Genomic DNA, 19623 nt, shown 5'->3' with positions numbered 1-19623 from the left:
CCTTCTAGTTGCGAATTTGATTTTTTAATAGCATTTTTTCTATGAAACTTATGATTAAAAACAACACGATTCCTAGCAATGAGAGCAGGAATATTGCGGCAAACACGGCGTCCGCCTTTAGATTTCCTGACATTCTCCGGCTAAAATAGCCTAACCCAACACTAGCACCCAGCCATTCACCGATAGTGGCTCCGACCACACAGTAAACCACGGACATCTTCAAACCGGACAGGATAGATGGCAATGCCATAGGTAGCTGAATTTTTTTGAAAATGATCCAACGATTTGCACCCATTGTCAGCAGTAATTCCCTGTATTCAATCCCTCCTGCCTTCAGTCCATCATAGGTACTAACGACAATTGGAAAAATGGCGATTAAAATCGTAACGGCAACTTTACTCCAAATCGAATAGCCAAACCACATGATAAAGATCGGTGAAATCGCAATCAACGGGATCGTTTGCGAAATGACAAGAAACGGGTACAATACTTTTTCTAATGGACGGGAAAAGTGCATCCCTACGCCAAGAAGAAGGCCGCCTCCAAGCGATAAACCAAAACCAAGCAAAACCTCTTTAAGGGTAGCTGGCAAATGGTCCTCCAGCAATAGCTCGCGGTTTTCTATAAGCGACATCCAAATCGCTGATGGGGAAGGCAGGATAAAGGCAGGAATCATCCCTCTTCTGACTACCCATTCCCAACCACATACTAATAGCATGGTTACAAGCAAAAATGGGCAATATTCTCCCAGCCATTTTTTCCAGTTACCTATCATGGTGAATCAGCCACTCCAGTTCTTTTCTCATCGTAATAAACTCAGATTGATAAATTAATTCTGAACTTCTTGGTCTTGAGAGCTTGATGTTGATTTCTTGCAATGTTTCCCGTCCAAGCAAATATATTCGGTCGCTTAACAGGATGGCCTCTTCTAAATCATGAGTGATGAACACCACCGTCTTTTGTAATTCCCCCCACAGTCCTAATAACCAGTTGTGCATGTTTCGTTTTGTCAGCGAATCGAGTGCCCCAAACGGCTCGTCTAACAATAATAGGCCTCTGCCCGTCATGATTGTTCTCAAAAAAGCGACCCGCTGTCTCATTCCTCCAGAGAGTTCATCCGGATAGGCACTTTCCCACTCCGTCAATCCAAACCGGTCTAACCATTCTCGAATCTCGGGAATTCTCCGTTGGCTATTTTCCTTCGACACCTCCAGCGGCAGCAATACATTGTCTAAAACCGTTCGCCATGGTAACAGTAAATCCTTCTGCGGCATATAGCCTACCTTCCCTAACCTGTTTCCAGCGTTTTCTCCATTAATCCAGATTTCTCCCTGGTCAGGCTCTAGTAAGCCGGTAATCAATTTAAATAGGGTACTTTTCCCAGATCCACTTGCACCAATTACGGAGACAAATTCTCCCGCTTTCACATCCATGGATAAATTTTGAAAAATGGGCCTGTTGCCTTCAAAAGCATATGTAAGTTTTTCGATTGAAACAAAAGATGAGTTAGACAGGCCAATCTCCTCCTTCGTAAACCATATCCCAGAACATGTATTCAAACCGCGACGTCGTCAAGAAATGGTCTGTTAAAATAGCTAACTCTCGTTCAGACTTTCCTTCTACCAACCAATCTAGCAAATCAATGAGCCACATGGCTAACGAACCAAATTCATTCGAGGAATACATTTTTACCCATTCACCATATAATGGATGCTCGCTGGAATTCGGATAGTTATCTGCTAGCATTGTGCTAATCTCCCGATAACTCCACATACAAGGCAGCAGCGATGAGATTAATTCCTCCAAAGATCCATTCTGAGCAACATTCAGCATATACCGTGTGTAGGCTAAGTTAATGGGTGAGGGCTTAGTTTCCTCTAGCTCCTGGTGGGTAATGCCCAACTTGGCCGCGTAAGTGCGATGCAGCTCCATTTCTCCGTTTAATGTATCATGCAATAATTTCGCAAAAAATGTCATCGTATCGAGGTCTCTGGCTTTAACCACCCCCAATGCAAAAAGCTTGGAATAGTCGATTAAAAATACATAATCCTGCTTCATGTAACGTATGAATGATTCCACTGGAAGCGCTCCACTCCCCAAGCCAACAACAAAAGGATGCTGATGGATTTTCTCCCATATATCTTTTACTTTTACATTAAGTTGTTGCGAAAATTTCATTTTTGTCCCCCATTTTGCACATTTTTAGGCTGGTTGTTGCTTTTCACCTGATCCCATTCTCTTTAAGAAGCATTTATCAGCGGAAAATTGCTATTTATCAGCGATTTCAACCAATATATCAGCGAAAAACGTTTTTTATCAGCGATTTCAATCAATATTTCAGCGAGATTGTATTTTAACAGCGAATCCAAGATTTATCAGCGATTCATTTTTTCAGACCAAAGTGAATTTAAAAACCCGCTCACCTGGAAATGGAATAAGCGGGTTAAAAACACCTCCCACTTCCCTCAACAGGTATCAACTTGTCCGGGTTCAAAGGGTTCAGAGGCACCCTCCATCTCCAGCCTCAAGGCTTCCCCTAGTGAATGTTTATTTAGTTTTTAAAGATTGATCAGCCATTATTAAGATTTTCTTTCTTAAGAAAATAGTTAAAATCATCAACCCAAGCAGGGCTCCCGCAAAAGAGCTAAAAATGAATAAAGGAATGAAGCTAAAAACGGTTGCTTCTTTCCCAAGTAAAAGAGTTGCAATTGGATAACAAAGAACCGCACCAATAATCCCCGTTCCAATAACTTCACCGATAAAAGCCAAATAGATTTTTCTAGTTTTTAAATATAAAAGAGAGGCCAGCAATGCCCCAACCATACTTCCGGGAAAGGCAAAAACCGAACCAGTACCCATCAAATTTCTAAGTAAGGAGACACATAAGGCCTGAGCAACAGCGTAAAATGGACCCAAAAGGACAGCTGATAAAACGTTTAAAAAATGCTGAACAGGAAATATCTTGGTAAATCCCATCGGAATTGATACCAGGTTACTCGAGATCGTGCCAATCGCGATCAGCATCGCCGTCAAAGTTAATTTATGAGTTTTGTTCATCTGATTTTTTCTCCTCAACACTATCACTTAATGCCCTCGCTGCTACCATAGGTGACGCTTCATGGCTAATTGCTGTGATCACCGAAACACCATCTGCTCCTGCTTCCACGACGGATCTAGCATTTTCGTGAGTGATTCCGCCGATTCCGACGATTGGGATGGTGAAGCCTTCTTTTCTTAATGTTTGGATCAATGTTGTCCCACGGGATGGCTTGGCATCCACCTTTGTTTTCGTCGGAAAAACTGGACCAATCCCAAAATAATCCGCTCCCTCTCTCAGAGCGACCTCGGCTTCTTCAATTGAATGAACGGAAACACCGAGGATTTTATCACCAATTTTTTCTCTTACCGATTTGACAGGCTCATCTTCTTGCCCGATATGAACCCCATCTGCATCAATTGCAAGCGCTAGCTCGATATCGTCATTGACGATAAATGGGATTTGATGATCCCTACATATGCTCTGCAGTTCTTTGGCTAGACTTAACTTTTCAGTACCTGTTAAAGCTCCTTCACCCTTCTCACGATATTGAAAAAGGGTTATACCGCCGGCAATCGCTTCCTCCAAAACATCTTTCGGGTTTTTCAAGCAGTTGTTACTGCCCATAATAAAATAAACTTTCAGTAACGCTCGAAGGTTGATCATGGTCTAGCCAACTCCTAAATATTTTTTCTTTTTCCATATGCCCAATGGTTGGTAGGACCATGTCCGTGACCAATTTCAATCTGGTCTTCAATTGCTGCCTGAATAAATTTTTTCGCTATAACTACGGCATTATGTACTGTAGAGCCCTTCGCCAATTCAGCGGTAATCACAGCCGAAAAGGTACATCCGGTTCCATGGGTATTTTTTGTGTCAACTCGCTTGCTGCTAAAAGTGAAGAATTCCTTTCCATCAAACAGTAAATCACTGGATGATTCAAACTCATCTTTATCATGACCGCCTTTTATGACGACATTTTTCACACCTATTTCATATAGTCGTTTGGCAGCCTCCATTTTCCCTTCAGTGGTTCGGATTTCCATCCCTGTCAGCACCTCTGCCTCCGGGATGTTTGGAGTCACAACTTCAGCAAGCGGCAATAAATGGTTTTTCAGCGCAGAAATGGCTTCCTGTTGCAGCAATGAAGCCCCACCCTTCGCAATCATTACAGGATCGACGACGATATTTTTCCATTGATATTTTTTGAGTTGCTCTGAAACGGCATCGATAATATCTGCACTAAAAAGCATTCCTGTTTTCACCGCATCTGTACCGATATCCTCCCCGATAGCTTGAATTTGTTGAATAACTGCCTCGGCTGTCATCGGATAGACTGCATGAACACCCAAAGTATTTTGCGCGGTAACAGCCGTGAGTGCCGACATGCCGAAAACCTCTAACTCCTGAAACGTTTTCAGGTCCGCTTGAATTCCTGCTCCACCGCCGCTATCAGAACCTGCGATTGTTATGGCCTTTTCAATCATAGTAACCCCCTAAAATTCCCTAAAAGAACTAAATTGATTGATATCTTCAAAAGAAACGAGTGATAATTGGTTCAAAAATTCAATTTGGAAACTACCCGGGCCTAGGTCCGCTGTTTTTCTAGCAGCCTTTTCCGCTGCAATCCCATAGTAAGTTAAAGCAGCCACCGTTGCCCTTAAAAAATCCTTTTCCACTCCCACAAAAGCTCCAATTACAGAGGTTAATAGGCAGCCCGTTCCTGTCACCTTTGTCATAATCGGGTGTCCATTTGAAACTACATATGTTGTTTTTCCGTCAGTTACAACATCCTCTTTTCCAGTGATGACAACCACACAGTTCATTTTTTGTGCAGCAGTAATCGCAAGTTCAGTGATATTCCCTTTGGCATCCCCTGCATCGACGCCTTTAATTTCCCACTTCTCGCCGACCACATTAGCCATTTCTGCGGCGTTACCCCTAATAATGGACACCTTTACCTCATTCATGATTTTTTGCGCGGTTTCCGTCCGATAACGAGTAGCGCCGGCACCAACCGGATCAAAGATCACTGGAACACCCGATTCATTTGCTGCCCTTCCAGCAAGGATCATCGAATCCACTGTTTGTGAATTTAACGTACCAATATTCAAAACTACTGAATTAGCAATCTGTGCCATATCAGCTACTTCTTCCATTGCATACGCCATTACCGGTGAAGCGCCAAGGGCAAGGAGCCCATTCGCCGTGAAATTAGTAACCACGACATTAGTTATGTTATGTACAAGCGGGTTAACCTCTCTTACTTTTTGCAATGTTTCGCACAAGCTGTTTTTTTCCATGTTAAACACTCCTTTTTTTTTAAAATAAAAAAAGCCAGGTCCATAAAAATAGACCTGGCTAGTAAGTATAAGAATAAAATCACTTAACTCAACTACTTTCCTACGCTGGTATTACCCAGATCAGGTCCAAAGGGTTAAAAACTTAAACGTTTTCTCTCAGCCTGATTACAGGGCACCCCTAGTAGATACATTCGTATTAAATTAAATAAATCATAACTCTATTAAATAATACTGTAAAGAAAATTGTGATAAATAAATTCTTATCAAAGGAAAACGCACTCAATAGCATTGAAGAATAAATCCAACCTTTTCAAACCGTTTATTTTTCAAATCGTCTTTGTGGGTGCAGAAATACAGTATTCCAGATTCCCTCAGATTCGTTCCTGAATTGGCATTACCAGCGATTATAAACTCGCTCGGCAAAGCCTAAGAAATCTCTTACTTCAATAACACATCCATCATCAAGTACTGCCTTCCCATTGAACCTACCAAATACTTGGTGCTGATCACTGGCAATTATTCCAATCGAAGTAAAATCAGATCGATCCAAAATAGGATTAAAGTTCATTTCAAACCTACCATCGCTTGATGAAAAGTTCCATTGCGTCATATAATCAAATTTACCACCCTCTTTCTTCGGAATATGAAAGGTCACTTCTGCTAATTTATGTGCACGTCCATCGTAAAAGAGCATATTTTCACTTGCTGCCGAAGTATCACCAAAGCCGTACCCGATATTAAAACCGAACGTTTTTCCATTCGCGACACCTGATGCTGATCCCCAGTACCATGTATTCTTGTAAGTCCAAACACCCCTTCCCCAATCCAGGATGCCAAAGGAAGTAGCGGGATTGAAATGATACTCTTGGCCATCAATGGTGACAACACCATTAGCCCTCATACAGTTAATTTTTTGATTATAATAGAAGGCTTTTGGATCTTCCGCGAATGGAGTTGCAATCACCATCGAATCCTTTGGTTCGTCACTTAAGTTGATGTCACAAAGAAGATCCTTGCCTTTATCAAAATTTTTCATGGAACACTTTAGCCTTCTCGCTGTCCCTTTATGAAGAAATTCAATATGGATTCGTTTATCTCTGTATACAACGTCACCCACTTTTGATGATGAAGGTAACTGCAACTTACCAAATGTAAAGGGCTTGATAATGCTAGTTGTTCTATATCTGGCATTTTTAAAATCCATAAAGGAAACACTTAATAGCCCCATATACGAATTATCTGCAACTGTTAGGGCGACACCAAACTCATCATTCGCAACAAAATAATAATCCCACTCTTTGATTCGATAAGAATGTGCATGGATATCCTCACGACGATATTCGTGCAAAAGGTCTGTTGCATACCCTTTGTCGTTTAGTTCACCCCTGTCATTAAGCAACTTTTGAGGTGTCTCCATTTTTCTTTGCATAAATCTCACCTCACTTATTAATCTGAAAGTTCATCTATACATTTCAATTCGAGAAGCACCTTGCCAAGACCTTTACATTTTGAAAAAAAAGAGTGCCAAATCAACATTGATTTGATACTCGATTTATCGTCAATGAATACCTTTTTTCTACAAGTGGAATTTCCCTCATGCCTTATCGGGCTATATCCATTAGCTCTTTAAGCTCATTTGTAAATCCCTTTACTACTCGATTATCGAACACGGAGACCGGGACACCCATAAAACCAAGTTCCTCTACTTCCTTTTGATAATCAGGGTTTGCTGATACGTTCCTTGTCTCAAAAGGGATTCCTTCCTGTTTAAGTACCTGTTTGACTAAATCGCATTCAATGCAATCGTTTGTGGTATAAACGATTATCTGCTTTTTCATCACTTCTTTTTCCCCTTTCTAAATTTCATAAGGCAAAGTAAAAAACGAGATCTAGCACTACCTCGAGAAATGTCATTTCTTGCGCTTTCCCAAGCAATAATTCCATTATAAACACTTCACGCTAAAATTCTATATTGGCATATAAAAAGAAACAAACCCCGTAAAATCACGAAGTTTGTGTATAAATTTGAATTAAATTCCATTTTGTCCACCTGCGGCGGACACTTAGCCCAAAATGTCTTTCTATGGTGCCTGACACCATTAATTTGAGCCTTTAGTTAAGTCGTTTTTTATTTTTTTTATGTGAGCGAGTATTTCTTCTTTTGTGTCGGGTCTGGTTAGAGCGATGTCGATTGTTGCTTTAATGTAGCCGATTTTGTCACCTATGTCGTAGCGTTTTCCCTGAAAATTGTATGCTAAGACTGTCTTCAGTTTATTTAGCTCATTAATGGCATCGGTAAGCTGTAGTTCATTCCCTTTTCCAATTGGAAGCTTCTCTAATATTTCAAAGATTTCAGGTTGTAATACGTAACGACCCATGATCGCCAAATTGGAAGGAGCGTCCTCTACTTTTGGTTTTTCTATTAAAAAATCAACATTGTAAAGATTTGAACCTCCCATTGAACCCTTTGTCTTAACTATACCGTATTTACTAACATCATCTTCCGGGACATTCTGAACACCGATAACTGAACTTTTATTCTTTTCATAAACACCAATTAACTGCTTCAAACAAGGAATTTCCGACATCACGATATCGTCGCCTAATAAAACAGCAAATGGCTCTTTACCAATAAAACTTTTAGCACAAAGAATTGCATGTCCGAGCCCTTTTGGCTCCTTTTGCCGGACATAATAAATATTTACTAAGCTTGAAATTGACTGGACTTCCTTTAATGCATCTAACTTATTCTTTTTTAATAATGTATCTTCCAGCTCATAGGATTTATCAAAGTGATTCTCAATTGACCTTTTTCCCCTGCCTGTGATCAAGATAATCTCCTCAATCCCCGATGCGACCGCTTCTTCCACAATGTATTGGATTGTTGGTTTATCAACTATTGGTAACATTTCCTTTGGTTGTGCTTTTGTGGCTGGTAAAAAACGAGTTCCGAGGCCAGCGGCTGGAATAATGGCCTTGCGGATTTTCATAACCTGCCTCCATCCATTTTCTATTTTATCTATTTTATGCACATCGACAAACTCGGTTCATGACAAAAGCCTATAAACCAACAACTCCCTTTCCCTATCGGGTCTGGGAGTTAATGGAGTTTTCTTTTAGTGGTCGGTAGATCTTTTTTAAAAATTTGTGCAGCAAATCTGGAAGAATTTTTTTGCGCCGAGTCACTAGGGCGGATACGATCGCCTTTTTTTCATCCTTTGTGACATTCCAGTCATCAGGAATTAATTCAACAATTTCTTCGATTAATAGAATAGGAATAGTTTGAATTAATTTCAGTTGATCAAAAAACTGTTCCTCATCCTCTATAAAGGACACCATTATTTGATGTGTTGCACTTTTTATCATTTCAACTGGTAAGTTTTCCAAATCACTTTGCTGCCAATTGTAAGATCCGAAAACTTCAGCCTGGTCAATAATCCAAAGATGGTAAGAATCTTCTATTTCTTCCCTTAATAGAATATTTTTGCGCGTGCGGTCCTGGTTACACAACCAGTAATCAAATAAGATAATCCCTGCTAATGATGGATGATTAATAATATAGGGGAAACTTGAAACCTGGTGACCATCCAAACAATTAGGAACATACAATGAAGCAAATTGGTACTGTGTGTGGCTCATTTGTAAAAGTTCGGGCAATTGAGAAGAAAATTCTTGTGGAATTTCTACTATTTTGGCATAAGGGATTGGGAGTCCAAGATATCTTCCCAAGCAATAGCCAACCCATTCATTCGGTAATGATTTTTCAAAACCATGTTGAAAATATTTCACTACATAGTCTTTTCCATCACTAAAAGCGATTAAATGAGCATTCGATTTCCCCTCTAGTTTTCTAATGTATTCAATTGGCTCGATCATGGAATATTCACCTCACCTTGGTCAGCAATAACTGTCGGGACCATTTTTTGTAACAAGTCAATATATTGATCCGCGACCACTTGAATGGCAAACTTTTCTTCCACTTTCTGAATCGCCGCCTGTGACATTTGTTGATGTATTTCTGGATGGTCGATAATATTATAGATTTGCTTAACAGCATCCTCGACATTTTGTCCTCGGAAAAGAAGTCCTGTTTCCCCGTTTACCACGATTTCATTAATTGGCATGATATTAGAGGCAACAACCGGCACACCACATATCATCGATTCAATAAAGGTATTCCCGAACGATTCTGCTTTAGTAGTAGCAAGGGTGCATCCGCCAGATTGACGTATTTTCGCATAAACATGTGGCATTTGTTGATAAGGAATGACAGGAAACCACTTGATAATATCGGTAAGGTCCTCCCCTTTCCAAACAGTTGCAAACTCTTCACGCTGGATACTCTGCGCTCCACCGATGATCCAAAATTCAATATCATTACGTTCATTTTTAATCTGTTTGGTAATTTCAACAAGCATGGGCCAGTTCTTACGTTTGTCTAATCTGCCAATCCAACCAATAATTTTTTTACCTTTAGTCAATGTGGGCGCACTAGTGAGATCAATTTCCTCCGCAGGTAACGCCCGGAAAAAGGAAGTATCTACACCATTATTGATGACCTGGATAGGAATGGCATCTGTCAGAATAGAGACCAAACGCTTTTGATATTGTGAAGGAACAATAATTAATTCTGGAAGAATTCCTTTGAAGTTTTTTAAATGGGGCTGTAGCTTAATCAGCTCTGGCGTCCGTGCTTCTATTAAAATAGGACCTTTATATTTCGCTTTTTTAATCCATTTATAGGCAGCACCCGTGTCGACGACAATGATCGCGTCATAGGCATTATCATTAATGATCTTAATAATTTCCTGTTTATCCTTTGTTAAATAAACTTTGGCTACATCCTCCATAATATGGAGACCGCCGTGATCGGTGGTATAGAGAAATTCTGTGTCGATTCCATGCTTTTTAAAATAAATAGCTCGATTTCGCCATCCTGCATTTACTCCGCCAACAGTAAGCAGACGCCAGATTACAAGTACTTTCATATTGTTAGCTCCTTGTATTATATGGGTCCTCCTCATTTTGGGTGGCGATGATTATAGCCTGCCTTCTTTTTCTCTATCGACATGTTAGAGTAGAATCATGTTATTTATTTATATATAGTGTTGGCGTTTTTTCATGCGACTTAGACGATCACGGTATCTTTCCCCTTCAAAACGTTTTCCCCCATCGCTGTGTTTTTCATAGTGACGAGGACTTCCTTCTCCAACAAAACGTCTATCACCTTTGTGACCCCTGTCTTGATCTCGGTCCCGGTCCCGGTCTCTGTCACGGTCGCGAAGTTTTCCATGTTCAAGCGAATCCCAATACTCATCTATTTTTTTCATAACTGCTTCAGGACTTTTCCCCCGAGCCAGCATTGTTTTGACCCATTCCTCTTTGAACACCTTGTGTACTAACCCCTGTAGTTGAACAACATATTTTTCCTCATCCTTCGTTGTTAACAACTTTTTACTTAGTTTTTTTACCTTTTCCTTGTCTGGTCGTTCTGGAAGCAGGATTTGATAAATTTGATGGGATATTTCTTCCATCCGGATGTAGTGGAGCCATTCAGCATATAACTCTGGTGCCATTTCTTGGACATGTGTTAAAAAGATTGCTTTATTTTCCTCCCCTAAGGAGATCAATAATTTTCGGGGAAAAGGATAAACGCGGTCACGCCAAACCGTCCTTGCCACATCGATTACTTTCAAGTTCCCATCTTCCTGTATATAAATTTGCCGTTTATGATGGTCAATCCGGTCAAAGCCAATGCTCTTAAATGTGATTAGCATTTCGATTAGCTTCCTGGAAAGTTCCGGGGTTAGAGGCTGCGATTGAAGGTATTCACGAACATCGACCCCTTTAACAATATCCATCGCGAGAAAGAGTGTCCCTTTCGCATGTATTTTCGGAAAGAGGTTTGTTTCTTGTCCAAGGGATAAGGCAAAGTGTTCACGGTCACAATCTTCGGCATTTCCGAACACCTTTACACAAATATCATCAGAAACTTGAAAGACAGCACCCTGACGACCTTTTCCAAGCATAATTAATGGTGAGTTATTTACAACATCAACATCTGAATTATCAACATTTCTTACTTGGATATCTTTTAGCCAATTATTCAATTGTTTAATATCCATATTTCTCCTCCTTTAAATCCTATAAAAATGGAGAACAAATCGTTTTCCCATGATTTGTGCAAAGACAATATAAAATCCTTGTGTCTTCCTCCATGTTTTCATGCTTGTCTGACTAAAATCCCATTAAACCTGTCACGATATAACCGATAGGAGTCTAATCACTTTTTATATTTAATTCAAAGATGCTATAAAACGTATAGGCAAGTGGCTAAAAATCCAAAATTCTGTATGGGAGAAATGATACTTGTGGAAACTCCTCAAATCATTCTAAAAAAATAGCAGGAAACAAAAAAACACCCTCGCCATAATGACGAGGGTAGCATCAAATCAATAAAAAACACCCGTAGTGTCCGCCTGTGGTGGACAAATAGACGAAAATGTCTTTCTATGGTGCCTGACACCACCTTTTAACGTAACATTACACCTGTTAAGAAGGTTAAAAAGATGTGTGTGCCGAGTTTGACGGTTGGCTGGACTGGTGTGTCTTTTTGTGGGTCGAGGCAGACGATGTCCAGGTTGTTGACTTTTGGATGTCTTCCGGCCACAAGTACCCCTTCTAGCAATTCGGCTGTTGTCATGCCCCCTGGTGTTGAGGCCGGTACCCCTGGGGCATAAGCAATATCAAGGACATCCATATCAACGGTTAAATAAATCGTGTCTACTTTTGCTGCCAGCTCCGCTAAACTTTGTCGGACTGTTTCCTCGATGCCTTTTTTCCTCGCTTGCCCTAATGTTATATAATTGACACCTTTTTCATCAGCATACTGCTTTAAATCTTTCGTATTAAAAAAGCCATGCAAACCAATGTTGTACATATTTGAGCCTTCAACAACACCACTTTCAATCAAGTTCCGCATCGGTGTACCATTGGAAGGACCATTATCGGTCATATCACGTAAATCAAAATGGGTATCAAACTGGAGAATCCCAATTTTTTCGTCGGGCCTAGCCTGATGAATCCCTTTAACCATCATTGCCGTAATGGAATGGTCTCCGCCAATCGCGCACACCTTCGAAGTCGTGAAATGCTGATGAAGCGTTGCCGACGCTTCGATAATATTCTCATGACAGCGGTGGATATCCGTTACATGCATCCGCACATCTCCCGCGTCAACCGCCGTCCTTTCAGACAAATCAACATCTTCATCAAGATTATAGGTAGAAAAGCCTTTCCAAGCACGGCGAAAAGCATCAGGAAATTCAGAGGCACCAGACGCACTAATCGAAGAGCGGGAAAGCGGGACACCAACGATAACAAAATCGGTGTCCTTGCTTTTTACAGGGTCAGCTGCACTTGACAAAGGCTCGATCCATTCGTGAACTTTTGAAACAACTTCTCCCTGTTCTGGTCTCACCCATGTAAAGCTTGGTGGATTAAGTTTAGGATAAAGAAAGCTCTTCATTTAACTGACCTCCCCTGACTACCACCTGACCATTTTTCACCACGGTATCCGTATGGTTTATACCATAGGAGTACTGTAGCTTCATATAATTCTCAACATTAAAAATGGTAATGTCCCCTTTTTTGCCAACTTCTAAACTACCAATCTCACTGCCGCGGTTAATCGCATGTGCAGCATTAATGGTCGTTGCGGTAATGACCTCAGCCGGCGTCATCCCCATTCTTAAGCAGGCAAGATTCATAATAAATGGCAGGGATACAGTTGGTGACGAACCAGGGTTACAGTCAGTCGATAACGCCACAGGCACTCCCAAATCAACCATTTTTCGGCCATTAGCGGATTCAGCCATCAAGAAATACGCTGTTCCCGGAAGCAATACTCCGACGACACCCATCTCCGCCATTGCCTTCATCCCTTTTTCCGATGCCTTTAATAAATGGTCTGCTGAAATAGCACCAACTTCCGCAGCTAGCTCCGCTCCTTCATATGGCTCAATTTCATCGGCATGGATTTTTGGAATTAATCCGTATTTTCGGCCGGCTTCAAGAATCATCCGAGATTGTTCCGGGGTAAAAACGCCATGCTCACAGAAGACATCATTAAATTCCGCCAGTCCAAGTTCGGCCACCTTCGGAATCATTTCCTCAGTCAGCTGCCGTATAAATTCATCAGGGTTTTCTTTATATTCCTTTGGAACGGCATGTGCACCCATAAAGGTAGGAACAACATCAATCACATGATTTTCATTCAATTGCTTCGCTACTTCTAGCTGCTTTAGCTCGGTTTCCCATTCCATTCCATAGCCGCTTTTAGCTTCAACAGTAGTAACGCCATGACGCAAGAACTGATTTAAACGCTCAAAACTTTGTTGAAAAAGTTCTTCATGTGTCGCTGCCTGAGTCCTTCTAGTGGTCGCATGAATTCCGCCGCCGGCGTTCATGATTTCCATGTACGTTGCACCCTGCAGTCGCATATTAAACTCATTTTCCCTGCTGCCAGTAAAAACAAGATGGGTATGCGGGTCTATGAGTCCAGGAGTGACAAGCTTACCCCTGGCATCCACTACCTCTACTTCCGACAAACGGTCTTCATACTTCACTAAAAGTTCTTCATCCTTACCAACTGCTTGGATAACTCCATCTTCTATCCAGACACTACCATCCTCGATGATGCCAAGCTCAGACATCTCCCCCTTAACACGGGGAGTATTGGAACTCCCCTGTAAAGTGACAAGCTGTGAAGCATTCCTGATAAATATTGCCTTACTCATTCAGCTCTCATCCCTTCAGACTTAGTCTTGGTCTTGTTGAAGCATTGGCATTTTTATGCCTTTTTCCTTTGCTGTCTTAATCGCTAGCTCATAACCAGCATCCGCATGACGAACCACACCCATACCAGGGTCAGTTGTTAATACCCGCTCAAGGCGAACTTCCGCATCTTTTGTTCCATCAGCCACAATAACCATGCCGGAATGCTGGGAATAGCCCATGCCGACTCCGCCACCATGATGTAGAGAAACCCAGCTAGCACCGCCAACGGCATTAATCATCGCATTCAAAATCGGCCAGTCAGAAACCGCATCACTGCCATCTCTCATTGCCTCTGTTTCGCGGTTTGGCGAGGCAACAGAACCAGCGTCCAAATGATCACGGCCAATAACGATTGGTGCTGAAACCTCACCGGAGGCAACCATATCATTAATCACTTTTCCAAAACGGGCGCGGTCACCATAACCTAACCAGCAAATCCGTGCCGGAAGTCCTTGGAAACTGATTTTTTCCTGAGCCATCCTAACCCATTTGCAAAGATGCTCATCATCTTTGAACTCGCGTAGCAAAGCTTCATCAATTTTGTGAATATCTTTAGGGTCACCTGAAAGGGCTGCCCAGCGGAATGGTCCTTTTCCTTCACAGAACAACGGACGGATATAAGCTGGAACGAAACCAGGGAAGTCAAATGCGTTTTCTACGCCTTCGTCCTTTGCCACCTGACGGATATTGTTACCGTAATCAAACGTTACGGCACCTTTTTCTTGCATTTTCAACATGGCTTGCACATGTATAGCCATACTTTGTTTAGCAAACTTCACAAACCCAACCGGGTCTGCTTTCCTTAACACTGCTGCTGCTTCTAAAGAATAACCAACTGGGATATAGCCGTTTAAAGGATCGTGTGCAGAGGTTTGATCTGTTAGTACATCAGGATTAAAGCCTTTTTCAATCATTAATGGTAAAATTTCAGCCGCATTTCCTAATAAGCCGATTGATAACGCCTTTCCTTCTCCCTTCGCCTTATGAGCCATTTCCAATGCTTCCTCTAAGTCGTTTGTTTTTACATCAAGGTATGAGGTTTCAATCCGACGGTCAATTCTCGTTTCATCGACATCTATCGCTAAACAAACTCCATCGTTCATGGTAACTGCTAAAGGCTGTGCACCACCCATGCCGCCAAGACCGGCTGTCAATGTGATCGTGTGCTTCAATGTTCCGCCAAATTCCTGACGAGCAAGCTCGGCAAAGGTTTCATACGTTCCTTGAACAATTCCTTGGCTACCAATATAGATCCAGCTGCCGGCCGTCATTTGACCGTACATCATCAGTCCCTTTTTATCTAACTCATGAAAATGCTCCCAATTCGCCCAGGCTGGAACGAGGTTGGAGTTAGCAAGTAATACACGAGGTGCGTCTTTATGAGACTTCCAAACAGCTACGGGTTTACCAGATTGAATTAGCAATGTTTCATCATTTTCTAATTCAAGCAACGTTTTCACAATCGCATCATATGACTCCCAGTTACGAGCAGCTTTACCAATTCCCCCGTAAACTACTAAATCCTCCGGTCTTTCGGCAACCTCTTGGTCAAGGTTGTTCATCAGCATGCGAAGGGCTGCCTCTTGAATCCACCCCTTTGCATGTAGTTCTGTTCCATTATAGTTTTTAATGACTCTCGGTTTCACCGTATTCTTTTCCATCGATTCCACTCCTTATTATCATTTATTTCATTATAAAAATGAAATCTTCTGAAAAATACCACTGAAAACGTAGATAAAAGATAGTATTTTTATCTTAAGATAGATAATATGGGTTTTACAGACAGAACCAATGATAATATTTTTAGAAACAAGTAATATTTTTAGAAAAAAATAGACTCTGGTTTCATCCTGAGCCTATCTCTCCGTTCAACATATCCACTTTTTTCATTCGGAACTCCCGCGGTGACAACCCGATGATTTCTTTAAACATTTTGCTAAAATAATTGGAATTTTGATAACCGACCAGAGCTGAAATTTCTTTCACCTGCTTACTTGTCTCCAGTAATAACCGTTTCGCTTCCTTCATCCTTATTCCAGACAAAACGTCGGTAAAGCTCGAACTCGTTCTCGACGCAAGCAGATGACTGAAATAGGAAGGATTGCGGTCCACATATTTCGCGACGTCTTCCAGTCGAAGGTTACTATTGGAAAAGTTAGCCTCCATATAAGCAATGGCTCGTTCAATCGGATCTTGCTTAAGGTTTTGGATGCTCGTTTCAGCACCAAGAAATAGTCTTTGGATAAATAAAATCAAGTTCTGAACAGTCCGATAAAGAACGGTGTCATACAATATGGAATTGAAAATATAGGGGTAATCCCGCTCCAAATCGTGGTCTTCATGTAAATTGTACGTTTTCATAAATCTTCTTACTTGAGCTAAAATACTCGTCAGTCTGATCCTTACTAGGCCAGGATCAGGATAAGGGTCTATTAATTGTAGGAATTCATTATAAAGCCAATTTTTTATTTGTTCTAAGTCAATGGTAGTAAGCATGTCGACCCATGCCCGTTGTTCAGGAGGTGTCAAGAAAGGGTCGGTGTGAACCCAATCCGGTGAATATTCAAACTCCACTACCTGCTGATATCCCTTGTAATAGGTGAACTCCATCATTTTTCTTATTTGTAGGTATTTCTGATTTAATGTCATGGAATGATCATGGCCCTTATGAATAACGATTGCAAGGGGATCGGAAAATTCCTCCTCCCACCTTCTCATCGCCTTTTGGCACTGTTCCGTTATATTCGAACATGTGTCCTTAAATAAAAGGATCATCATATCACTCAAAGGGAAAATTCCACGTATATCTTTGAAAGGATATTCAGTTAAAAAAGAGTGCAATGTGTCAATTGTTTCGTTGCTCTCCGTCTGAAGGGCTGCAATTTGATAGCTCTCTATGAACGTCGTTTGTGAAAGAAATAAAGCTTCGTAGGAAATATCTTTATAATAATATGAATGACGGCTTCCAGCAGTATTATTTTTTATTGTTAATTTTCGGGAAGCTTTTTGGTAGGCTGACTTTACCTTAGTTGTCGAAAATGGTTTAATCATCAGGTCTAGGGCCTGCATGTCAATCGCCTGTCTTGCCTTTTCAAAGGTTGCTTCCGCACTTGTTAACAGTAAAACGGGGGGGTATATTTGCATCAACTCACGAAAGGTCGACCATTCTCCTTTACTTATCATATCAAGCTCTACTAAAACAATATCAGGGGTTTCTTTTTCAAACAAAACAATAAATTCTTGATAATTTGAAGCCAGTAAAATGTTCGTGACTGGAATCGAAGAGGTTTTCAACAGCCACTTTAACCCCTCCCGCTCATTCAAATCCCGATCGGCAATCAGCCACTTACCTTCCATAAAGAAGTCACCCCTTCTCCCTCAATTATACATAAAACGAAGTAATAGCACGATACATGGAATCTGGCGCAGTTCACGCGGAGATTCCTTTACGAATCCTTTCAAAAAGAGGTTTGGGAGGTGGAAAAAAGCCGTTTGGAAAAATTGATGCTATAACGAAATTAACCCTTACTATGCGGCCTTGAGAACATAATCCCGACCATAATCCCAAAAAGCATCGTAATAACATGAAGCGTCCCTGTTGACCGTGATAAGAAATTAATCATCATTCTATAATCATCATTCACTAAGCTTGATTGAAGTCGCTCGAAAAAGGGCTGGTATATCAAGAAATATGGAAGCAAAATTAAAGGAACAGCCATCCAGTTTCGCCCGATGAAATATTTGGTCATTAGAAAATAAATAATTGTTAGGAGAATTGCAAATCCAAAAACGAACCAATTAATATATTGAAGCGCACGACCAGGTTGATCAAAAAAAGCTACTATATTTATGTATAAAACCCAAAAAAACGCAAATAAAATGGCAAGAATCTGTGTTTTTATTAAAGACCTCATATAACTATCTCTCTCCTTTCCCAATAGTTATTTATTTTACCATAACCCGACAAACGAAGCACTTTCAACACATCATATTAAACAAAACGCTATATTCATGTAATAATTAAAAAAATAATAAGAGTATCAAACCAGAAAAAAGGACAAGCAGGATCTGCTCACCCTTCTTGTCCTTGTTCTTTTCCCTTTTTATTTACTATGTTTAGCCTACGTTTAGACCAAAGTCTGTTGCGATGCGGGCGAGTCCGCCTTGGTAGCCAGAGCCGACTGCTGAGAATTTCCACTCGCCGTTATGACGGTATAATTCACCAACAATAATCGCTGTTTCAACAGAGAAATCTTCTCCCAAATCATAACGAATGATTTCTTGATTCGTTTCTTCGTTGACGATACGGCAGAAGGCATTCGAGACTTGTCCAAAATTCTGGCCGCGTGCTTCAGCGTCATGAATCGTAATAACAAACGAGATTTTTTCTACTTGAGCAGGAACAGCACTTAAATTTACTTTAACTTGCTCATCATCGCCTTCTCCTTCTCCCGTGCGGTTATCACCTGTATGTACAACAGAACCATTTCCACCCTCTAGCTGGTTATAGAAAATAAAATCTCGATCAGAAGCACATTTGCCGTTAGCATCTAATAAGAACACACTTGCATCTAAATCGAAATCGTTTCCGCCATCGTATCGATTCGTATCCCAGCCAAGACCAACAACAACCTTCGATAAACCGGGATTTGTTTTTGTTAAGTCAACCTTCTGACCTTTAGACAATGAAATTGCCATATTAACACCCTTTCGTATTATATTTTTTATGTAACCTTCTAATAAAATAGAAAGCTAATAACAATCTGAATTCATTAGTATAATACCACACATAAAAAAAATGCAAATCCTAAAAATTACTATACCTTCATTAAGTGTACAAAAATCATCTTTAATTTACTACCATTATTTTCATATTTATCATTTTAAATCAGTAGGTCCTCTCTGAACAAGATTATCCACTGAGAAATATGGTTAAATTAAGAAAGTCAAACCAAGGATGGTTGGTTATGCTATAATAAACTGTTAGCAAAACGGGTGAACCGTTTATTTTTAAGCAGGGAGCGAATATTTTTATGATAAAAATTGAAATACCTAACCCAGATATCGTGATTACAAAAAATAGGCAAGTTGGAGAAAAAGTGGAATCCCCATTAAGCAGTGTATATGGATTCATCGATTACAATAAAATTCCCAGGGATAAAGGCGGAATTATCTTATTTTTTAATGCAAACGATGAATTGTTGTTTGTCGGTAAAGCTAGAAAATTAAGACCACGGGTAAAGAGACATTTTGAAGATACTGTTTCCCCGATCAAAATGGTTCGCAATGATGTTTATAGGATTGCCGTATGTGTGGTGGAAGACCCGATGGAGAGAGAAATATATGAAACATATATTATTAATACTCTTCATGCGAAATACAATATCGATAAGGTTTTCTATAAATAATTCTATTTAATGAAAAGAGTGGGTATGAATCTACGGA

At 40.5% G+C, this 19623-nt stretch carries 21 protein-coding genes and 1 riboswitch; of the genes, 1 reads left to right on the top strand and 20 read right to left on the bottom strand.

The window, feature by feature from the left end:
• Positions 1-4 precede the first annotated feature (4 nt).
• The 20 genes from RTR43_RS07815 to RTR43_RS07725 all read right to left on the bottom strand — a co-directional run bounded on the left by RTR43_RS07815 (position 5) and on the right by RTR43_RS07725 (position 18876).
• Complete coding sequence (locus RTR43_RS07815) at positions 5-775, bottom strand: ABC transporter permease (RefSeq protein WP_312470881.1); 771 nt, start codon at positions 773-775, stop codon at positions 5-7.
• Entirely contained in the window at positions 765-1559 is a 795-nt protein-coding gene (locus tag RTR43_RS07810) for an ABC transporter ATP-binding protein (RefSeq protein ID WP_312470880.1), read from the bottom strand. The genes RTR43_RS07815 and RTR43_RS07810 overlap by 11 nt, the downstream gene beginning before the upstream one ends.
• Positions 1507-2178: a thiaminase II gene (tenA, locus tag RTR43_RS07805; RefSeq protein WP_312470879.1), complete on the bottom strand. Its 672-nt coding sequence runs from the start codon at positions 2176-2178 to the stop codon at positions 1507-1509. The genes RTR43_RS07810 and tenA overlap by 53 nt, the downstream gene beginning before the upstream one ends.
• 369 nt (positions 2179-2547) lie before the next feature.
• Positions 2548-3057 carry an energy coupling factor transporter S component ThiW gene (thiW, locus tag RTR43_RS07800; RefSeq protein ID WP_312470878.1) on the bottom strand — a complete coding sequence of 170 codons (510 nt, stop codon included), beginning with the start codon at positions 3055-3057 and terminating at the stop codon, positions 2548-2550.
• Positions 3041-3703 carry a thiamine phosphate synthase gene (gene thiE, locus RTR43_RS07795; protein WP_312470876.1) on the bottom strand — a complete coding sequence of 221 codons (663 nt, stop codon included), beginning with the start codon at positions 3701-3703 and terminating at the stop codon, positions 3041-3043. The genes thiW and thiE overlap by 17 nt, the downstream gene beginning before the upstream one ends.
• A 14-nt stretch (positions 3704-3717) precedes the next feature.
• Positions 3718-4524: a bifunctional hydroxymethylpyrimidine kinase/phosphomethylpyrimidine kinase gene (gene thiD, locus RTR43_RS07790; RefSeq protein WP_312470874.1), complete on the bottom strand. Its 807-nt coding sequence runs from the start codon at positions 4522-4524 to the stop codon at positions 3718-3720.
• Between the two features lie 9 nt (positions 4525-4533).
• Positions 4534-5340, bottom strand: a complete 807-nt coding sequence (thiM, locus tag RTR43_RS07785; RefSeq protein WP_312470873.1) for a hydroxyethylthiazole kinase — start codon at positions 5338-5340, stop codon at positions 4534-4536.
• Between the two features lie 80 nt (positions 5341-5420).
• Positions 5421-5530: riboswitch (TPP riboswitch) on the bottom strand.
• Between the two features lie 89 nt (positions 5531-5619).
• Positions 5620-5763, bottom strand: a complete 144-nt coding sequence (locus RTR43_RS25635) for a DUF1963 domain-containing protein (protein WP_396954545.1) — start codon at positions 5761-5763, stop codon at positions 5620-5622.
• The gene (locus RTR43_RS07780; RefSeq protein WP_312470870.1) at positions 5735-6769 is read right to left on the bottom strand and encodes a DUF2804 domain-containing protein; all 1035 of its coding nucleotides are present in this window, start codon (positions 6767-6769) and stop codon (positions 5735-5737) included. Before RTR43_RS07780 ends, RTR43_RS25635 begins: the two co-directional genes overlap by 29 nt.
• A gap of 172 nt (positions 6770-6941) precedes the next feature.
• Positions 6942-7178 carry a glutaredoxin family protein gene (locus tag RTR43_RS07775; RefSeq protein ID WP_312470868.1) on the bottom strand — a complete coding sequence of 79 codons (237 nt, stop codon included), beginning with the start codon at positions 7176-7178 and terminating at the stop codon, positions 6942-6944.
• 261 nt (positions 7179-7439) lie between these two features.
• Positions 7440-8330, bottom strand: a complete 891-nt coding sequence (galU, locus tag RTR43_RS07770; RefSeq protein WP_312470867.1) for a UTP--glucose-1-phosphate uridylyltransferase GalU — start codon at positions 8328-8330, stop codon at positions 7440-7442.
• A gap of 94 nt (positions 8331-8424) precedes the next feature.
• The gene (locus tag RTR43_RS07765) at positions 8425-9216 is read right to left on the bottom strand and encodes a HipA family kinase (protein ID WP_312470866.1); all 792 of its coding nucleotides are present in this window, start codon (positions 9214-9216) and stop codon (positions 8425-8427) included.
• Positions 9213-10328, bottom strand: coding sequence for a glycosyltransferase family 4 protein (locus RTR43_RS07760; protein ID WP_312470865.1), 1116 nt, complete (start codon positions 10326-10328; stop codon positions 9213-9215). The genes RTR43_RS07765 and RTR43_RS07760 overlap by 4 nt, the downstream gene beginning before the upstream one ends.
• 108 nt (positions 10329-10436) lie before the next feature.
• A complete protein-coding gene (locus RTR43_RS07755; protein ID WP_312470863.1) occupies positions 10437-11465 on the bottom strand; it encodes a serine/threonine-protein kinase in 1029 nt (342 codons plus the stop codon).
• Between the two features lie 407 nt (positions 11466-11872).
• Positions 11873-12868, bottom strand: a complete 996-nt coding sequence (locus tag RTR43_RS07750) for an agmatinase family protein (protein WP_312470862.1) — start codon at positions 12866-12868, stop codon at positions 11873-11875.
• Positions 12846-14138, bottom strand: a complete 1293-nt coding sequence (gene hutI / locus RTR43_RS07745) for an imidazolonepropionase (protein WP_312470861.1) — start codon at positions 14136-14138, stop codon at positions 12846-12848. Before hutI ends, RTR43_RS07750 begins: the two co-directional genes overlap by 23 nt.
• Positions 14139-14159: 21 nt before the next feature.
• Complete coding sequence (gene hutU / locus RTR43_RS07740) at positions 14160-15839, bottom strand: urocanate hydratase (RefSeq protein ID WP_312470860.1); 1680 nt, start codon at positions 15837-15839, stop codon at positions 14160-14162.
• A gap of 184 nt (positions 15840-16023) precedes the next feature.
• On the bottom strand, positions 16024-17535 hold the full coding sequence (locus tag RTR43_RS07735) for a helix-turn-helix domain-containing protein (protein WP_312470858.1): 1512 nt from the start codon (positions 17533-17535) through the stop codon (positions 16024-16026).
• 161 nt (positions 17536-17696) lie between these two features.
• The gene (locus RTR43_RS07730; RefSeq protein ID WP_312470856.1) at positions 17697-18092 is read right to left on the bottom strand and encodes a hypothetical protein; all 396 of its coding nucleotides are present in this window, start codon (positions 18090-18092) and stop codon (positions 17697-17699) included.
• Between the two features lie 202 nt (positions 18093-18294).
• On the bottom strand, positions 18295-18876 hold the full coding sequence (locus tag RTR43_RS07725; protein WP_312470855.1) for a TerD family protein: 582 nt from the start codon (positions 18874-18876) through the stop codon (positions 18295-18297).
• A 335-nt stretch (positions 18877-19211) separates the two neighbouring features.
• On the opposite strand from RTR43_RS07725, the gene RTR43_RS07720 reads away from it, so the two are divergent.
• Positions 19212-19586, top strand: coding sequence for a nucleotide excision repair endonuclease (locus RTR43_RS07720; RefSeq protein WP_312470853.1), 375 nt, complete (start codon positions 19212-19214; stop codon positions 19584-19586).
• Positions 19587-19623: the final 37 nt, after the last annotated feature.

The organism is Neobacillus sp., assembly GCF_031988165.1.
In the GTDB taxonomy this organism is placed as follows: Bacteria; Bacillota; Bacilli; order Bacillales; family Cytobacillaceae; genus Neobacillus; species Neobacillus rhizosphaerae.
Note: the sequence above shows the minus strand (reverse complement) of the source record. Positions and strands in the feature narration are given on the sequence as shown.